Annotated in this window: 17 protein-coding genes; 12 read left to right on the top strand and 5 right to left on the bottom strand. The window is 70.3% G+C overall.

Annotated features, from left to right (window positions below; all coding sequences use genetic code 11):
• Window positions 1-4 precede the first annotated feature (4 nt).
• Together tal and tkt are read right to left on the bottom strand one after the other, a co-directional pair.
• A complete protein-coding gene (gene tal / locus CNQ36_RS08465; protein ID WP_121545533.1) occupies window positions 5-1,123 on the bottom strand; it encodes a transaldolase in 1,119 nt (372 codons plus the stop codon).
• 34 nt (window positions 1,124-1,157) lie between these two features.
• Window positions 1,158-3,245, bottom strand: coding sequence for a transketolase (gene tkt, locus CNQ36_RS08460; RefSeq protein WP_004932768.1), 2,088 nt, complete (start codon window positions 3,243-3,245; stop codon window positions 1,158-1,160).
• A gap of 340 nt (window positions 3,246-3,585) precedes the next feature.
• On the opposite strand from tkt, the gene CNQ36_RS08450 reads away from it, so the two are divergent.
• The 4 genes from CNQ36_RS08450 to CNQ36_RS08435 all read left to right on the top strand — a co-directional run bounded on the left by CNQ36_RS08450 (window position 3,586) and on the right by CNQ36_RS08435 (window position 6,917).
• Window positions 3,586-4,539 (top strand): heme o synthase, encoded by a 954-nt coding sequence (locus tag CNQ36_RS08450; RefSeq protein ID WP_004932771.1) that lies wholly within the window; start codon window positions 3,586-3,588, stop codon window positions 4,537-4,539.
• A gap of 93 nt (window positions 4,540-4,632) precedes the next feature.
• The gene (locus tag CNQ36_RS08445; RefSeq protein ID WP_040907499.1) at window positions 4,633-4,965 is read left to right on the top strand and encodes a hypothetical protein; all 333 of its coding nucleotides are present in this window, start codon (window positions 4,633-4,635) and stop codon (window positions 4,963-4,965) included.
• 91 nt (window positions 4,966-5,056) lie between these two features.
• Window positions 5,057-6,163, top strand: a complete 1,107-nt coding sequence (locus CNQ36_RS08440; protein ID WP_121545531.1) for an amidohydrolase family protein — start codon at window positions 5,057-5,059, stop codon at window positions 6,161-6,163.
• A 19-nt stretch (window positions 6,164-6,182) separates the two neighbouring features.
• Window positions 6,183-6,917 carry a nucleotidyltransferase domain-containing protein gene (locus tag CNQ36_RS08435; RefSeq protein WP_121545530.1) on the top strand — a complete coding sequence of 245 codons (735 nt, stop codon included), beginning with the start codon at window positions 6,183-6,185 and terminating at the stop codon, window positions 6,915-6,917.
• On the opposite strand, the gene CNQ36_RS08430 is transcribed toward CNQ36_RS08435, so the two are convergent.
• From CNQ36_RS08430 to CNQ36_RS08420, 3 genes are all read right to left on the bottom strand, one after another.
• On the bottom strand, window positions 6,875-7,894 hold the full coding sequence (locus CNQ36_RS08430) for a COX15/CtaA family protein (protein ID WP_176116909.1): 1,020 nt from the start codon (window positions 7,892-7,894) through the stop codon (window positions 6,875-6,877). The genes CNQ36_RS08435 and CNQ36_RS08430 overlap by 43 nt on opposite strands.
• Before the next feature lie 62 nt (window positions 7,895-7,956).
• Window positions 7,957-8,673, bottom strand: a complete 717-nt coding sequence (locus tag CNQ36_RS08425; protein WP_050782635.1) for an ABC transporter permease — start codon at window positions 8,671-8,673, stop codon at window positions 7,957-7,959.
• Window positions 8,674-8,717: 44 nt separating this feature from the next.
• Window positions 8,718-9,641, bottom strand: coding sequence for an ABC transporter ATP-binding protein (locus CNQ36_RS08420; protein WP_121545529.1), 924 nt, complete (start codon window positions 9,639-9,641; stop codon window positions 8,718-8,720).
• Window positions 9,642-9,757: 116 nt separating this feature from the next.
• Between CNQ36_RS08420 and CNQ36_RS08415 the strand changes: the two genes are divergently transcribed.
• Genes CNQ36_RS08415 through CNQ36_RS08380 form a run of 8 tightly spaced genes read left to right on the top strand, consistent with a single transcriptional unit; the run spans window position 9,758 to window position 16,360 of the window.
• Window positions 9,758-10,549, top strand: coding sequence for a helix-turn-helix transcriptional regulator (locus CNQ36_RS08415; protein ID WP_050782541.1), 792 nt, complete (start codon window positions 9,758-9,760; stop codon window positions 10,547-10,549).
• Window positions 10,546-11,967 (top strand): Fe-S cluster assembly protein SufB, encoded by a 1,422-nt coding sequence (gene sufB, locus CNQ36_RS08410; RefSeq protein WP_004932805.1) that lies wholly within the window; start codon window positions 10,546-10,548, stop codon window positions 11,965-11,967. The genes CNQ36_RS08415 and sufB overlap by 4 nt, the downstream gene beginning before the upstream one ends.
• A gap of 58 nt (window positions 11,968-12,025) precedes the next feature.
• Window positions 12,026-13,216 carry a Fe-S cluster assembly protein SufD gene (gene sufD, locus CNQ36_RS08405; RefSeq protein WP_121545528.1) on the top strand — a complete coding sequence of 397 codons (1,191 nt, stop codon included), beginning with the start codon at window positions 12,026-12,028 and terminating at the stop codon, window positions 13,214-13,216.
• Window positions 13,213-13,530, top strand: coding sequence for a non-heme iron oxygenase ferredoxin subunit (locus tag CNQ36_RS08400; RefSeq protein WP_004932815.1), 318 nt, complete (start codon window positions 13,213-13,215; stop codon window positions 13,528-13,530). Before sufD ends, CNQ36_RS08400 begins: the two co-directional genes overlap by 4 nt.
• Window positions 13,531-13,537: 7 nt before the next feature.
• Window positions 13,538-14,302 carry a Fe-S cluster assembly ATPase SufC gene (sufC, locus tag CNQ36_RS08395; protein WP_121545527.1) on the top strand — a complete coding sequence of 255 codons (765 nt, stop codon included), beginning with the start codon at window positions 13,538-13,540 and terminating at the stop codon, window positions 14,300-14,302.
• Entirely contained in the window at window positions 14,299-15,555 is a 1,257-nt protein-coding gene (locus tag CNQ36_RS08390) for a cysteine desulfurase (RefSeq protein ID WP_004932821.1), read from the top strand. Before sufC ends, CNQ36_RS08390 begins: the two co-directional genes overlap by 4 nt.
• Before the next feature lie 11 nt (window positions 15,556-15,566).
• Window positions 15,567-16,031 (top strand): Fe-S cluster assembly sulfur transfer protein SufU, encoded by a 465-nt coding sequence (sufU, locus tag CNQ36_RS08385; protein WP_004932824.1) that lies wholly within the window; start codon window positions 15,567-15,569, stop codon window positions 16,029-16,031.
• Window positions 16,028-16,360: a metal-sulfur cluster assembly factor gene (locus CNQ36_RS08380; RefSeq protein ID WP_004932827.1), complete on the top strand. Its 333-nt coding sequence runs from the start codon at window positions 16,028-16,030 to the stop codon at window positions 16,358-16,360. Before sufU ends, CNQ36_RS08380 begins: the two co-directional genes overlap by 4 nt.
• Window positions 16,361-16,432: the final 72 nt, after the last annotated feature.

Here is a 16,432-nt window from a genome sequence, read left to right as displayed (position 1 = left end):
GGTCTCAGCCCTCCGAGGGGGCGAGGCGCTGGAGCTCCGCCTCGGTCGACTTCAGCAGGTCGTTCCAGGACGCCTCGAACTTGTCGACGCCCTCGTCCTCCAGAAGCCGCACCACGTCGTCGTACGCGATGCCGAGCGCCTCGACCGCGTCCAGGTCGGCGCGGGCCTGCTCGTAGGTGCCGGTGACGGCGTCGCCCCGGATCGCACCCTGCTCCTCGGTGGCGAACAGGGTCGCCTCCGGCATGGTGTTCACGGTGTTCGGCGCGACCAGCTCGTCGACGTACATGGTGGACTTGTACGCCTTGTCCTTCACGCCGGTCGACGCCCACAGCGGACGCTGCTTGTTGGCGCCGTCGCGCTCCAGCGCGGCCCAGCGGTCCGTGGAGAAGACCTCCTCGTACGCCTGGTACGCCAGCCGCGCGTTGGCGATGGCGGCCTTGCCGCGCAGCGCCTTGGCCTCGTCGGTGCCGAGCGCGTCGATCCGCTTGTCGATCTCGGTGTCCACACGGGACACGAAGAAGGACGCCACGGAGTGGATCTTCGACAGGTCCAGGCCGCGCTCCTTGGCCTTCTCCAGGCCGGTCAGGAACGCGTCCATGACCTTGCGGTAGCGCTCCAGGGAGAAGATCAGCGTGACGTTGACGCTGATGCCCAGGCCGATGGTCTCGGCGATGGCCGGGATGCCGGCCTCGGTCGCCGGGATCTTGATCAGCGTGTTCGGCCGGTCCACCAGCCAGGCCAGCTGCTTGGCCTCGGCGACCGTCGCGCGGGTGTTGTGCGCCAGCCGCGGGTCGACCTCGATCGAGACCCGGCCGTCACGGCCGTCGGTGGAGTCGAAGACCGGGCGCAGGATGTCGGCGGCGTCCCGGACGTCCGCCGTGGTGATCATGCGGATGGCCTCTTCGACGGTGACCCTGCGGGCGGCGAGGTCGGTCAGCTGCGTGTCGTAGCCGTCGCCCTCGGAGATCGCCTTCTGGAAGATCGTCGGGTTGGTGGTGACGCCCACGACGTGCTGCTGGTCCATCAGCTCGGCGAGGTTGCCGGACGTGATCCGCTTGCGCGACAGGTCGTCCAGCCAGATCGCGACGCCTTCCTCGGAAAGGCGCTTGAGTGCGTCTGTCATGGAAATTCCATCTCCTACGTGTCGTATGTGGGCGTCAGCGCTGGGCCGCGGCGAGGGATTCCCGGGCCTTGGCGGCCACGTTCTCGGCGGTGAAGCCGAACTCCTCGAACAGCACCTTTCCGTCGGCGGAGGCACCGAAGTGCTCGAGGGAGACGATGCGGCCGGCGTCCCCGACGTACTTGTGCCAGGTCAGGCCGATCCCCGCCTCGACGGCGACGCGCGCCTTCACGGAGGGCGGCAGGACGCTGTCCCGGTACCCCTGGTCCTGCTCCTCGAACCACTCCACGGACGGCATGGACACCACGCGCGTGGGGACACCGTCGGCCTGGAGCCGCTCGCGGGCCTCGACGGCGACGTGCACCTCGGAGCCGGTCGCGATCAGCACGATCTGCGGCTCACCGCCGTCGGCCTCGAAGAGGACGTAACCGCCCCTGGCCGCGTCCTCGTTCGGCTCGTACGTCGGCACGCCCTGGCGGGTGAGCGCCAGACCGTGCGGGGCGCCCTTGCCGAACTCCTTCGTCCAGCGGGTGAGGATCTCCCGCCAGGCGATCGCGGTCTCGTTGGCGTCCGCCGGACGCACCACGTTCAGACCCGGGATGGCGCGCAGCGAGGCCAGGTGCTCGACCGGCTGGTGGGTCGGGCCGTCCTCGCCCAGGCCGATGGAGTCGTGCGTCCACACGTACGTCACCGGCAGGTGCATCAGCGCGGACAGCCGCACGGCGTTGCGCATGTAGTCGGAGAACACCAGGAAGGTGCCGCCGTAGATCCGGGTGTTGCCGTGCAGCGCGATGCCGTTCATCTCCGCCGCCATGGCGTGCTCACGGATGCCGAAGTGGATCGTCCGGCCGTACGGGTCCGCCTCGGGCAGCGGGTTGCCGGCCGGGAGGAAGGAGGACGTCTTGTCGATCGTCGTGTTGTTGGAGCCCGCCAGGTCGGCCGAGCCGCCCCACAGCTCCGGGACGACCGCGCCGAGCGCCTGGAGCACCTTGCCGGAGGCGGCGCGGGTGGCGACGCCCTTGCCCGGCTCGAACACCGGGATCTTCTCCTGCCAGCCGGTGGGCAGCTCGCCCGCGGCGATCCGGTCGTACTCGGCGGCGCGCTCGGGGTTGTTGTCCCGCCACTGCTGGAAGGACTTCCCCCACGCGGCCTTCGCCTCGGCGCCGCGCTCCAGGGCCTTGCGGGTGTGGCCGATGACCTCGTCGGTGACCTCGAAGGTCTGCTCCGGGTCGAAGCCGAGGACGCGCTTGGTGGCCGCGACCTCGTCGTCGCCGAGCGCCGAGCCGTGGGCGGCCTCGGTGTTCTGCGCGTTCGGGGCCGGCCAGGCGATGATCGAGCGCATCGCGATGAAGGACGGCCGGTCGGTGACCTTCTTGGCCTCCTCGATCGCGTCGTACAGCGCGTGCGGGTCCAGGTCGCCGTCGGGCTTGGGGGCGACCCGCTGCACGTGCCAGCCGTACGCCTCGTACCGCTTGACGGTGTCCTCCGAGACCGCGGTCTCGGTGTCGCCCTCGATCGAGATGTGGTTGTCGTCCCACAGCAGCACCAGGTTGCCCAGCTTCTGGTGACCGGCCGTCGAGGACGCCTCGGCGGAGATGCCCTCCTGGAGGCAGCCGTCACCGGCGATGCAGTAGACGTAGTGGTCGAACGGGGACTCGCCCTCGGCGGCCTCCGGGTCGAACAGACCGCGCTCGTAGCGGGCGGCCATCGCCATGCCCACGGCGTTGGCGACACCCTGGCCCAGCGGGCCGGTCGTGGTCTCCACGCCGGTGGTGTGCCCGTACTCCGGGTGACCCGGGGTCTTCGAGCCCCAGGTGCGGAACGCCTTCAGGTCGTCCAGTTCGAGGCCGAAACCGGCCAGGTACAGCTGGGTGTAGAGGGTCAGGGACGAGTGGCCGGCGGACAGCACGAAACGGTCCCGCCCGACCCAGTCGGCGTCCGCCGGGTCGTGCCGCATCACCTTCTGGAAGAGGGTGTAGGCGGCGGGAGCCAGGCTCATCGCCGTACCAGGATGGCCGTTACCGACCTTCTGTACGGCATCGGCGGCCAGGACACGGGCCGTGTCCACGGCCCGCTGGTCCAACTCGGTCCACTCGAGGTCTGTGGTGGTCGGCTTGGTGCTCACCCTGAGTCAGGGCTCCTCTCCACATGTCGGATGCCGGTGAATGCCCACCGGCGAGGTCGAGCCTACCCCCGTAGGACGTGCGTTCTTCCGGGTCGTTCCAGAGTGCGGGCACTCCTGTGGATCCGCCTCCTGACCGGTTCGTTTCCGTATTCGGCAGATGAATACGGGGCCGCTCATCCGGGTGCTCAATCGAGCTTCGCGACGCACCTCGGAGGATGCCGCCCAACACGAGCGGACCCCCGCGAATGTCCGGGTCTGGGCAACGTCTACAGTGGCGTGGTACGCGCGAGCCTTTACCGCCACTTCACCACGGGAAGCTCGCTGGGATGTCTCTGTAGGGGTGTGCGTGACGGCCGTTGAATCCCGTCCAGCGGGGGTGCTGGGGACCAGTCAGAGCCCTGCCCATCGGCCGTTCGGGGCCCGTGTGATGGCATTCGTGGCCCTCACCAAGCCGCGGATCATCGAACTGCTGCTCATCACCACGGTCCCGGTGATGTTCCTGGCGCAGCGGGGCGTGCCCGACCTGAAGCTGGTGCTGCTGACCTGCGTCGGCGGCTACCTGTCCGCGGGCGGCGCCAACGCGCTCAACATGTACATCGACCGCGACATCGACGCGCTGATGGACCGCACCTCGCAGCGGCCGCTGGTGACCGGCATGGTCGGCCCGCGCGAGTGCCTGGCCTTCGGCATCTCCCTGGCGGTCGTCTCGACGCTCCTGTTCGGCCTCGCCGTCAACTGGCTGTCCGCCTGGCTCTCCCTCGGCGCGCTCCTCTTCTACGTCGTCGTCTACACGATGATCCTCAAACGGCGTACGGCGCAGAACATCGTGTGGGGCGGCATCGCCGGCTGCATGCCGGTGCTGATCGGCTGGTCCGCGGTCACCAACTCGATGTCCTGGGCTCCGGTCATCCTCTTCCTCGTCATCTTCTTCTGGACGCCGCCGCACTACTGGCCGCTGTCCATGAAGGTGAAGGACGACTACGCGCGCGTCGGCGTGCCGATGCTGCCGGTCGTCGCCGGCAACAAGACCGTCGCCAAGCAGATCGTGCTCTACAGCTGGGTCATGGTCGGCGTGTCGCTGCTGCTCACCCCGCTCGGCTACACCGGCTGGTTCTACACGGCGGTCGCCCTCGCGGCCGGCGGCTGGTGGCTGTGGGAGGCGCACGCCCTGCTGAACCGCGCCAAGGCCGAGGTGACGGGCGGCAAGCTCAAGGAGATGCGCCTGTTCCACTGGTCCATCACCTATGTGTCGCTGCTCTTCGTGGCCGTCGCGGTGGACCCGTTCCTGCGCTGACGCCCCTCGCGCTCCGACCGGGCGGGGTCACGTGGCCAAGGCCACGGACCCCGCCCGTCGCCGTTTGATCTACCCGTCGGTAGCATCCTGTCCATGGCAGACACGCAGCAGGTGGATCCCAAGGCCGAGCAGAAGGCCGCCCGGCTCGCCAAGCAGATCGGCGGCTTCGCCAAGGCGCACGGCGGCGCCGAGGGACAGGTCGCGTACCTCGGGGAGCGCGGCGCCCGCATCGTCCTCGTCGGCGGCGACGGCGACTGGGGTGACGTCTTCGCCCCCTCCATGGAGGTGGCCGAGAAGGCGGTCGAGAAGGCGGGCATCACCGTCCACGAGAACTTCGACGGCGAGTTCGCGGCGAAGGTGCGGACGGGCCCGTACGAATGGAGCCGGATGGCCGGGATCCAGGTCGGCGGCCCCTCCAACGGCTGATCCGGCGGGCTCCGCCGCGCCACCTCCCCGGGGGTTCACCCGTTAGGACCTGTGAAGCATCGGCACACGGTCCCGCCCCGGGGAGCTCCGGATGATCGAAACGCCCGCACTCGTGGACCAGTACTGCCACGGAGTGCTCCGCACGGAGCTGGGCCTCGGCACCTTCGAGGCCCAGCTGTCCCGCACCGAGGGGCCGCCCGCCGCCGGCACCACCCTCTTCGACACCCAGACCGGCTTCGCCGTGCGCCGCTGGTGCCCGCCCCTGCTCGGTCTGGAGCCGCACTGCCCGCCCGCCCGCTATCTCGCCCGGCGGCGTGAACTGGGCGTGACGGAGGCCGGACGCCGGCTGCTGCGGGGCAGCGGAATCACCGCCTACCTCGTCGACACCGGACTGCCCGGCGACCTCACCGGCGCCACCGAGCTGGGCACGGCCGGGGACGCCGACGCCCATGAGATCGTCCGGCTGGAACTGCTGGCCGAACAGGTCGCCGACACCTCCGGCACCGTGGAGTCCTTCCTCGCCAACCTCGCCGAGTCGGTGCACGGGGCCGCCGCGCACGCCGTCGCCTTCACCTCCGTCGCCGGCGTGGGGCACGCCCCGGCGCTCGCCCCCGAGCCGCCCGGACCCGGGGAGGTGCGCGGCGCGGCCGGACGCTGGCTGGCCGCACGCCGGGTGGGCGACGAGCTCCGCGACCCGGTCCTGCTGCGGCACCTGCTGTGGATCGCGGTCGCCTCGGGCCGGCCCCTCCAGCTGCACGCCGGCCTCGCCGCGCCGGGCACCCGGATCGACCGCACCGACCCGGTCCTGCTCACGGACTTCGTCCGGGCCACCGCCGGACTCGGCACCGACCTCGTCCTGCTGCACGGCTATCCGTACCACCGCCAGGCCGCCCACCTCGCCGGGGTCTTCCCGCACGTCTACGCCGACTGCGGCGCCGCCCTGGTGCGTACCGGGGCCCGCGCCGCGACCGTCCTCGCGGAGATCCTGGAACTCGCCCCCTTCGGCAAGGTCCTCTTCTCCAGCGGCGCCCGGGGCCTGCCCGAGCTGCACGTCGTCGGCGCCTGCCTGTTCCGCGAGTCGCTCGGCCGGGTGCTCGGCACCTGGGTGGCCGAGGGCGCCTGGTCCCCCGAGGACGCGCAGCGGGTGGCCGGCATGATCGCGTCGGAGAACGCGGGCAGGGTGTACAGCCTGCACTGAGGGGGGGAAGACTGGGCCGATGCCGACCGCCGCGCTCCTCGACCGCTTCCTCGCCGGCCTGACTCCGCTCGGTCCCCGCGCCGTCTGGGCGCACGGCTCACTGGCCGGCGGCGACTACCAGGAGGGCCGGAGCGACCTGGACCTGATCGCGGTCCTGGACCACCCGGTCACCCTACGGACGGTGTGGCGCGTCGCTTCGCTGCACGCCCGGCTGCGGCACGAGCCGCTCGCCGGCCTGCTGCACTGCAGCTACCTGACGCCGGACACCGCCGCGGACACCGCGCGGCACCACCTCACCTGGGTGCACCAGGAACTCTTCGCCCGGCCGGTCACCCCGGTCACCCGCGCCGAGCTGCACACCTTCGGCCGGGTCCTGCACGGGGTGCCGCCCGCGCGGGTGCTGCCGCCGGTGCCGGACGGGGAACTCGCCGCGTTCGTTGTGCGCGACCAGCGCGACTACTGGCGGCGCGAGGTGGACCGGGCCGCCCACTGGACCCAGGACGTGTGGGTCGACCTGGGCCTGCTGACCTTTGCCCGCGCCACCGTCACCCTCCGCGAGGGTCGGCTGATCTCCAAGCGGGAGGCGCTGGACGTCCTGCCCGGACTCGGCGCGCCCGGCGAGGTCGTCGAGGACATCAGGAGACGGCGCTACGACGGCGCCGCGCCGGCCGCGGGGGAGTGGGCCGCCCGCCGGGCCCGGCTGACCCGGGACTACCTGGGGGCCGCGATCGACGCGCTGGTGGCGGGCTCCTGAGCGAGCGGTCCCGGCACGTCCGGGGCGTCCGCCTCCGGGCGCTCGCGCAGCGACAGCAGCACCCGAAGCACCCAGATCCACATCACGCACGAGCCGAACATGTGCAGGCCGACCAGGACCTCGGGGAGGTCGGTGAAGTACTGCACATAGCCGATGGCGCCCTGCGCGAGCAGGATCAGGAACAGCTCGCGGGTGCGGGCCAGGGGGCCGCCGGGCGCGTCGACCGCCTTCAGGACGAACCACAGCGCGAACGTCAGCGTCACCACGATCCACGCCAGTACGGCGTGCAGCTTGCTGACCATCTCCCAGTCGAGCGGCATGCGCGGGACGTCGCTGGAGTCACCCGCGTGCGGGCCCGCCCCGGTGACCACCGTGCCGACCGCGATCAGCAGCACGGAGGCGGCCACCATGCACCACACCAGCTGCTGCACGGCCTTGCCGACCAGCGGCCGGGGCTCCCCGTCGCCCTCCCGGGTGCGCTGCCACATCACCACGGCGACCGCGATCAGCGCCGTGGAGAGCAGGAAGTGCGCCGCGACCGTGTACGGGTTCAGACCGACCAGGACCACGATGCCGCCGAGGATCGCGTTGCCCATGACGATCCAGAACTGCGCCCAGCCCAGCCGGGTGAGACCGCGCCGGTACGGCTTCTCGGAGCGCGCGGCGATGATCGCCCAGCCGACGGCGGCACACAGCACGTACGTCAGCAGACGGTTGCCGAACTCGATGACACCGTGCAGGCCCATCTCGCGGGTCGCGGCGAGCGAGTCGTCGGTGCACTTGGGCCAGGTCGGGCAGCCCAGGCCGGAACCGGTCAGCCGTACGGCTCCGCCGGTCACCACGATGACCACGGCCATGACGAGCGCGGCGAGGACCGCCCGCCGGACGGTCCGGGGATCCGGGGTCCAGCGTGCGGCGATGAAGGCGAGCGGGTTGCGCAGGGCCGCCTGGGCGTCGGCGCGGGTCACGTTTGGCACGCCCCCATCGTAGGCGGGCCGCTTGTGCACGCTTTCACGAGGGTCGGTCCGGGGCGACCCGGCTACTCCCAGCGGAAGAACCTCCCGGCCGCGGCGAGGCCCGCGACCGCCCAGACGGCGAGGATCCCGAGGTCGGCCCACGGCATCCCGGCCCCGTGCTGGAGCACGTCCCGCAGCCCCTCCGACAGGGCGGAGATCGGCAGCAGGCCGAGGACGTCCCCGGCGGCGTCCGGGAACCTGTCCAGCGGTACGACCACCCCGCCGCCGACCAGCAGCAGCAGGAACACCAGGTTGGCCGCGGCGAGCGTCGCCTCCGCCTTGAGGGTGCCCGCCATCAGCAGACCGAGCCCGGAGAACGCGGCCGTGCCCAGCACCAGCAGCAGGAACACCGAGACCGGGTCGCCCTGCGGGGACCAGCCGAGCGCGAGGGCGATCACCGTCACCAGGGCCACCTGGAGCACCTCGGTGACCAGCACCGACAGCGTCTTCGCGGTCATCAGGCCCCAGCGCGGCAGCGGCGACGACGCAAGCCGCTTCAGCACGCCGTAGCGGCGCTCGAAGCCGGTCGCGATGGCCTGCCCGGTGAACGCCGTCGACATCACGGCGAGCGCCAGGATGCCCGGGGCCAGGAAGTCGACCGTCTCGCCGTCGCCGGTGTCGACGACGTCCACGGTGCTGAACAGCACCAGCAGCAGCGTGGGGATGACCACCGTGAGCAGCAGCTGCTCGCCGTTGCGCAGCAGCATCTTCGTCTCGAGCACGGCCTGCGCCGCGATCATGCGGGTCAGGGGCGCCGCGCCCGGCTTCGGTGAGTAGGTGGCGCTCACGAACGCAGCTCCTTGCCGGTCAGTTCCAAAAAGACGTCCTCGAGGGTGTGGCGTTCCACCGAGATCCGGTCCGGCATCACCCCGTGCTGCGCGCACCAGGACGTCACCGTGGCGAGCAGTTGCGGGTCGACCCTGCCGAGCACCCGGTACGAGCCGGGGGCAACCTCCTCGGCGGCCGAGTCGGGCGGCAGCGCCTTCAGCAGGGACGCCACGTCCAGGCCGGGCCGGCCGGAGAAGCGGAGCGTGTTCTCGGCGCCGCCCCTGCACAGCTCCTCGGGGGAGCCCTGGGCGATCACCCGCCCGGCGTCGATGACCGCCACGTCGTCGGCGAGCTGCTCGGCCTCGTCCATGTAGTGGGTGGTGAGGATGACGGAGACGCCGTCGGCGCGCAGGTCCCGTACCAGGTCCCAGGTGGCGCGGCGGGCCTGCGGGTCGAGGCCGGCCGTCGGCTCGTCCAGGAACACCAGTTCCGGCCGTCCCACGACGGCCATCGCCAGCGCGAGCCGCTGCTGCTGGCCGCCGGACAGCCGCCGGTACGCCGTACGGCCGCAGGAGCCGAGCCCCAGCCGCTCGATCAGCGCGTCCACGTCCAGCGGGTGCGCGTGCAGTTTCGCCACGTGGCGGAGCATCTCGTCCGCCCGCGCGCCCGAGTAGACGCCGCCCGACTGGAGCATCACGCCGAGGCGGGGCCGCAGCCGCGCCGACTGTCTCACCGGGTCGAGGCCCAGGACGCGCACCGTGCCGGAATCCGGCCGCCGGTACCCCTCGCAGGTCTCGACCGTGGTCGTCTTGCCCGCCCCGTTGGGGCCGAGCACGGCGGTCACGCCCTGCCGTGCCACCAGGTCGAGGCCGTCCACCGCGGTCTTCGTGCCGTACCGCTTCACCAGGGCCTGCACCTGGACCACGGGCTCACTTCGCATGGGTCACGAGTCTAGGGAGGCGGCCGGGGTGCCCGACCCCGGGGTACCGGGACCGCGGCCGCCGTCTCCGGTGGTCAAAGATCGTTTCCGCAGGTCAGATTAGGTATGCCTAAGTGATGCAGCGCACCTTCGGCCCGTCCGGGCGCGGCTTGCCCGGCTCAGATGAATTACGCAACAATGGCGTTGTGAAAAACGGCGAGCACACGACGGGGCCTCCCCAGGAGGAGCTGGCAACCGGTGAGCGGTCCACCCGCAACCGCGTCGCCCGCTCGATCCTGGACCACGGCCCGTCGACCGTCGCCGAACTCGCCGAGCGGCTGGGACTCACCCAGGCGGCCGTACGCCGGCACCTGGACGCGCTGACCGCCGACAACGTCGTGGAGGCCCGCGAGCGCCGCGTCTACGGCGCCCGCACGCGCGGGCGCCCGGCCAAGGTCTTCGCCCTCACCGACTGCGGACGCGACGCCTTCGACCAGTCGTACGACAAGCTGGCCGTGGACGCCCTGCGCTGGATCGGTGAGCGGGAGGGCGGCGGCGACGCGATCGCCGCGTTCGCCCGGGCCCGGATCGCCGCCCAGGCGGACGCCTACCGCAAGGCGGTCGAGGCCGCGGCCCCCGAGGAGCGGACGGAAGCGCTGGCGAAGGCCCTGAGTGCGGACGGGTACGCTGCGACTGCGCGCAACGCGCCGGTCGGCGAGCAGCTCTGCCAGCACCACTGCCCGGTCGCCCACGCCGCCGAGCAGTTCCCGCAGCTGTGTGAGGCCGAGACGGAATTTTTCGCCGAGCTTCTCGGTACGCATGTGCAGCGACTGGCCACCATCGCGCACGGCGACGGCGTCTGCACGACGTTCATCCCCAAGATTTCCCACCAAGCACCTGCAAGCACGTCCGGGAGGAACCCCGCATGACTCTCCCCACGGAGACTGCCCACCCCGAGCTGGAGGGTCTGGGCAACTACGAATACGGCTGGGCCGACCGTGACGAGGCCGGTGCGTCGGCGCGCCGCGGTCTGAACGAGGACGTCGTCCGGGACATCTCCGCGAAGAAGGACGAGCCGGAGTGGATGACCAAGCTCCGTCTCAAGGGCCTGCGCCTGTTCGAGAAGAAGCCCATGCCGAACTGGGGCTCCGACCTCTCCGGCATCGACTTCGACAACATCAAGTACTTCGTGCGCTCGACGGAGAAGCAGGCGGAGTCCTGGGAGGACCTGCCCGAGGACATCAAGAACACCTACGACAAGCTGGGCATCCCCGAGGCCGAGAAGAAGCGCCTCGTCGCCGGTGTCGCCGCGCAGTACGAGTCGGAGGTCGTCTACCACCAGATCCGTGAGGACCTGGAGGAGCAGGGCGTCATCTTCCTCGACACCGACACCGCCCTGAAGGAGCACCCGGAGCTCTTCAAGGAGTACTTCGGCACGGTCATCCCGGTCGGCGACAACAAGTTCGCGTCGCTGAACTCCGCCGTCTGGTCCGGCGGCTCCTTCATCTACGTCCCGCCGGGCGTCCACGTCGAGATCCCGCTCCAGGCCTACTTCCGGATCAACACCGAGAACATGGGCCAGTTCGAGCGGACCCTGATCATCGTCGACGAGGGCGCCTACGTGCACTACGTCGAGGGCTGCACCGCCCCGATCTACAAGTCGGACTCGCTGCACTCCGCGGTCGTCGAGATCATCGTCAAGAAGAACGCCCGCTGCCGCTACACGACCATCCAGAACTGGTCGAACAACGTCTACAACCTGGTCACCAAGCGCGCCGTGGCCTACGAGGGCGCGACCATGGAGTGGGTCGACGGCAACATCGGCTCCAAGGTGACGATGAAGTACCCGGCCGTCTACCTGATGGGCGAGCACGCCAAGGGCGAGACGCTGTCCATCGCCTTCGCCGGCGAGGGCCAGCACCAGGACGCGGGCGCCAAGATGGTCCACATGGCCCCGAACACCTCGTCCAACATCGTCTCCAAGTCGGTGGCGCGCGGCGGCGGCCGTACCTCCTACCGCGGTCTGATCGAGATCGGCGAGGGCGCCCCGGGCGCCAAGTCCAACGTGCTGTGCGACGCGCTGCTCGTCGACACCATCTCCCGCTCGGACACCTACCCCTACGTGGACGTCCGCGAGGACGACGTCTCCATGGGCCACGAGGCGACCGTCTCCAAGGTCTCCGAGGACCAGCTCTTCTACCTGATGAGCCGCGGTCTGAGCGAGTTCGAGGCGATGGCGATGATCGTGCGCGGCTTCGTCGAGCCGATCGCCAAGGAACTGCCGATGGAGTACGCGCTCGAGCTCAACCGGCTGATCGAACTGCAGATGGAAGGCGCGGTCGGCTAAGCACCAGCGCCGTTCCGTCAAGCCCCTTACGCAAAGGAAAGCGAGCACTACGACAGCCATGGCTGAGGCTCAGAACATCCCGGTCGGTTCGACGACCGCCGGCTCGATCGCGGTGGCCGCCGAGTCGACCGTCGCCACCCGCATGAGCGCGCCCCCGTCCTTCGACGTGGCGGACTTCCCCGTCCCCCACGGCCGTGAGGAGGAGTGGCGGTTCACCCCGCTGGAGCGTCTGCGCGGCCTGCACGACGGCACCGCCGCCGCCGGCACCACCGGCGAGGGCGTCAAGGTCGCCGTCGACGCGCCCGAGGGCGTCACCGTCGAGTCCGTCGGCCGTGACGACGCCCGGCTCGGCCGCGCCGGCATGCCGGCGGACCGCGTGGCCGCCCAGGCGTACTCCGCCTTCGAGCGGGCCTCGGTCGTGACCGTGCCGAAGGAGACCGTCCTCACCGAGCCGATCCGCATCGCGGTGCACGGCGAGGGCGGCACCGCCTTCGGCCACCAGGTGATCGAGCTCGGCGCCTTCGCCGAGGCGCTCGTGGTCATCGACCACACCGGTGACGCGGTGCTCGCCGCCAACGTCGAGTACGTCCTCGGCGACGGCGCCAAGCTGACCGTCGTCTCCGTGCAGGACTGGGACGACAAGGCCGTCCACGTGGGCCAGCACAACGCCCTCGTCGGCCGCGACGCCTCCTTCAAGTCGGTCGTCGTCACCTTCGGCGGCGACGTCGTCCGCCTCCACCCGCGCGTCGTCTACGCGGGACCCGGCGGCGAGGCCGAGCTGTTCGGCCTCTACTTCACCGACCGGGGCCAGCACCAGGAGCACCGCCTCCTGGTCGACCACAACGTCCCGCACTGCAAGTCCAACGTCGTCTACAAGGGCGCCCTGCAGGGCGACGACGCGCACGCCGTGTGGATCGGTGACGTGCTCATCGAGGCCAAGGCCGAGGGCACCGACACCTACGAGATGAACCGCAACCTGGTCCTCACCGACGGCGCCCGCGTCGACTCCGTGCCCAACCTGGAGATCGAGACCGGCGAGATCGTCGGCGCCGGCCACGCCTCCGCGACCGGCCGCTTCGACGACGAGCAGCTCTTCTACCTGATGGCCCGCGGCATCCCGGAGAAGGACGCCCGCCGCCTGGTGGTCCGCGGCTTCTTCGCCGAGCTCGTGCAGCAGATCGGCGTCCCGGACATCGAGGAGCGCCTGATCGCCAAGATCGAGGAGGAGCTGGAGGCGGCGGTCGCATGACGTTCCGACGCGCCTGCGGGCTGAGTGAGCTGGAGGAGGACACCCCGAAGCGGGTGGACCTCGACGGCACGCCGGTCTCCCTCGTGCAGACCGGGGGCGAGGTGTTCGCGATCAACGACATCTGCTCGCACGCGAACGTCTCCCTCTCGGAGGGCGAGGTGGACGACTGCCACATCGAGTGCTGGCTGCACGGCTCGCGCTTCGACCTCCGTTCCGGCAAGCCCGACGCCCTCCCGGCGACGCGCCCCGTCCCCGTTTACCCCGTAAAGATCGAAGGGGACGACGTGCTCGTCTCCCTCACCCAGGAGTCCTGAGGCACCCATGGCAACGCTTGAAATCCGAGACCTGCACGTCACCGTCGAGGCCGACAACGCCACGAAGGAAATCCTCAAGGGCGTCGACCTCACCGTGAAGCAGGGCGAGACGCACGCCATCATGGGCCCCAACGGCTCGGGCAAGTCGACTCTCGCCTACGCGCTCGCCGGTCACCCCAAGTACACCGTCTCCGGCGGCACCGTCACCCTCGACGGCGAGGACGTCCTGGAGATGTCCGTCGACGAGCGCGCCCGCGCCGGCCTGTTCCTCGCCATGCAGTACCCGGTCGAGGTCCCCGGCGTCTCGGTCTCCAACTTCCTGCGCACCTCCGCCACCGCCGTCCGCGGCGAGGCCCCCAAGCTGCGCACCTGGGTGAAGGAGGTCAAGGAGGCCATGGAGCGTCTCTCGATCGACCCCGCCTTCGCCGAGCGCAACGTCAACGAGGGCTTCTCCGGCGGTGAGAAGAAGCGCCACGAGATCCTTCAGCTCGAGCTGCTCAAGCCGAAGGTCGCGATCCTCGACGAGACCGACTCCGGCCTGGACGTCGACGCGCTGCGCGTCGTCTCCGAGGGCGTCAACCGCGTCCGCGAGTCCGGCGAGGTCGGCACCCTGCTGATCACGCACTACACGCGCATCCTGCGCTACATCAAGCCCGACCACGTCCACGTCTTCGCGAACGGCCGCATCGTCGAGTCGGGCGGCCCGGAGCTCGCGGACAAACTGGAGAACGAGGGCTACGAGGCATACGTGAAGGGTGGCGCATCCGCGTGACACAGCTGCCGGGCCTCCTCGACACCGAGGCGATCCGCAAGGACTTCCCGATCCTGGACCGCCAGGTCCACGACGGGCACAAGCTCGTGTACCTGGACAACGCGGCGACCTCGCAGAAGCCCCGCCAGGTGCTCGACGCCCTGAGCGAGTACTACGAGCGCTACAACGCCAACGTCCATCGCGGTGTGCACGTGCTCGCCGAGGAGGCCACGGCGCTGTACGAGGGTGCGCGCGACAAGGTCGCGGAGTTCGTCAACGCGCCCTCGCGCGACGAGGTGATCTTCACCAAGAACGCCTCCGAGTCGCTCAACCTCGTGGCCAACATGCTCGGCTGGGCCGACGAGCCCTACCGGGTGGACCACGAGACCGAGATCGTCATCACGGAGATGGAGCACCACTCCAACATCGTGCCGTGGCAGCTGCTCGCGCAGCGCACCGGCGCCAAGCTGAAGTGGTTCGGGCTGACCGACGACGGCCGGCTCGACCTCTCCCGCATCGACGAGGTCATCACCGAGAAGACGAAGATCGTCTCCTTCGTGCTGGTGTCCAACATCCTGGGCACCGTCAACCCGGTCGAGGCGATCGTGCGCCGCGCCCAGGAGGTCGGCGCCCTGGTGTGCGTCGACGCCTCCCAGGCCGCGCCGCACATGCCGCTGGACGTCCAGGCCCTCCAGGCCGACTTCGTGGCCTTCACCGGTCACAAGATGTGCGGTCCGACCGGCATAGGCGTGCTGTGGGGCCGCCAGGAACTGCTGGAGGACCTGCCTCCGTTCCTCGGCGGCGGCGAGATGATCGAGACCGTGTCGATGAGCTCGTCGACGTACGCGCCGGCGCCGCACAAGTTCGAGGCGGGCACCCCGCCGATCGCCCAGGCGGTCGGTCTCGGCGCGGCCATCGACTACCTGTCGGCCATCGGCATGGACAAGGTGCTCGCCCACGAGCACGCCATCACCGAGTACGCCGTCAAGCGCCTCACCGAGGTCCCGGACCTGCGCATCATCGGCCCCGCCACGGCCGAGGAGCGCGGCGCCGCGATCTCCTTCACCCTGGGTGACATCCACCCGCACGACGTGGGTCAGGTGCTCGACGAACAGGGCATCGCCGTCCGGGTCGGCCACCACTGCGCGCGGCCGGTCTGCCTGCGGTACGGAATTCCCGCGACCACGCGAGCGTCGTTCTATCTGTACTCCACACCGGCCGAGATCGACGCACTGGTCGACGGCCTGGAGCACGTACGGAACTTCTTCGGATGAGGGGCTGAGGCGTGAAGCTGGACTCCATGTACCAGGAAGTCATCCTGGACCACTACAAGAACCCGCACGGGCGGGGTCTTCGGGATGGCGACGCCGAGGTGCACCACGTCAACCCGACGTGCGGTGACGAGATCACGCTGCGCGTGAAGTACGACGGCACGACGATCAGCGACGTCAGCTACGAGGGGCAGGGCTGTTCCATCAGCCAGGCGTCCGCCTCGGTGCTGAACGACCTGCTGGTCGGCAAGGACCTCGCCCAGGCGCAGCGGATCCAGGAGACCTTCCTGGAGCTGATGCAGTCCAAGGGGAGGATCGAGCCCGACGACGCGATGGAGGAGGTGCTGGAGGACGCGGTCGCGTTCGCCGGTGTCTCCAAGTACCCCGCCCGGGTCAAGTGCGCCCTCCTGAGCTGGATGGCGTGGAAGGACGCGACGGCCCAGGCGCTGGGCGCCGACGCCGAAAGGACAACGGCATGAGCGAGACCGTGGAGATGAAGCCGGCTTCCGAGGAGGAGGTCCGAGAGGCCCTGCTGGACGTCGTCGACCCCGAACTGGGCATCGACGTCGTCAACCTCGGCCTGATCTACGGCGTCCACATCGACGACTCCAATGTGGCGACCATCGACATGACCCTGACCTCCGCGGCCTGCCCGCTGACGGACGTCATCGAGGACCAGGCCAAGTCCGCCACGGACGGCCTGGTCAGCGAGCTGCGCATCAACTGGGTCTGGATGCCGCCGTGGGGCCCCGACAAGATCACGGACGACGGCCGTGAGCAGCTGCGGGCGCTGGGCTTCAACGTCTGAGCCGACGGCTCGGCAGGCGGCCCCCGGTGTGACACCGGGGGCCGCTTCGCGTGTGGTCGTCCCTGGCTACGA

Source organism: Streptomyces fungicidicus (genome assembly GCF_003665435.1).
Lineage (GTDB): Bacteria > Actinomycetota > Actinomycetes > Streptomycetales > Streptomycetaceae > Streptomyces > Streptomyces fungicidicus.
Note: the sequence above shows the minus strand (reverse complement) of the source record. Positions and strands in the feature narration are given on the sequence as shown.

What these genes read in the sequence shown, in the direction of transcription:
- CNQ36_RS08425 (WP_050782635.1), bottom strand. Translation starts at nt 8,673, where the DNA reads ATGATCGCGGCGCAGGCCGTGCTCGAGACGAAGATGCTGCTGCGCAAC.
- CNQ36_RS08380 (WP_004932827.1), top strand. Translation starts at nt 16,028, where the DNA reads ATGAGCGAGACCGTGGAGATGAAGCCGGCTTCCGAGGAGGAGGTCCGA.
- sufC (WP_121545527.1), top strand. Translation starts at nt 13,538, where the DNA reads ATGGCAACGCTTGAAATCCGAGACCTGCACGTCACCGTCGAGGCCGAC.
- sufD (WP_121545528.1), top strand. Translation starts at nt 12,026, where the DNA reads ATGGCTGAGGCTCAGAACATCCCGGTCGGTTCGACGACCGCCGGCTCG.
- CNQ36_RS08415 (WP_050782541.1), top strand. Translation starts at nt 9,758, where the DNA reads ATGCAGCGCACCTTCGGCCCGTCCGGGCGCGGCTTGCCCGGCTCAGAT.
- CNQ36_RS08435 (WP_121545530.1), top strand. Translation starts at nt 6,183, where the DNA reads ATGCCGACCGCCGCGCTCCTCGACCGCTTCCTCGCCGGCCTGACTCCG.
- CNQ36_RS08440 (WP_121545531.1), top strand. Translation starts at nt 5,057, where the DNA reads ATGATCGAAACGCCCGCACTCGTGGACCAGTACTGCCACGGAGTGCTC.
- CNQ36_RS08420 (WP_121545529.1), bottom strand. Translation starts at nt 9,641, where the DNA reads ATGCGAAGTGAGCCCGTGGTCCAGGTGCAGGCCCTGGTGAAGCGGTAC.
- CNQ36_RS08445 (WP_040907499.1), top strand. Translation starts at nt 4,633, where the DNA reads ATGGCAGACACGCAGCAGGTGGATCCCAAGGCCGAGCAGAAGGCCGCC.
- tal (WP_121545533.1), bottom strand. Translation starts at nt 1,123, where the DNA reads ATGACAGACGCACTCAAGCGCCTTTCCGAGGAAGGCGTCGCGATCTGG.
- sufB (WP_004932805.1), top strand. Translation starts at nt 10,546, where the DNA reads ATGACTCTCCCCACGGAGACTGCCCACCCCGAGCTGGAGGGTCTGGGC.
- CNQ36_RS08400 (WP_004932815.1), top strand. Translation starts at nt 13,213, where the DNA reads ATGACGTTCCGACGCGCCTGCGGGCTGAGTGAGCTGGAGGAGGACACC.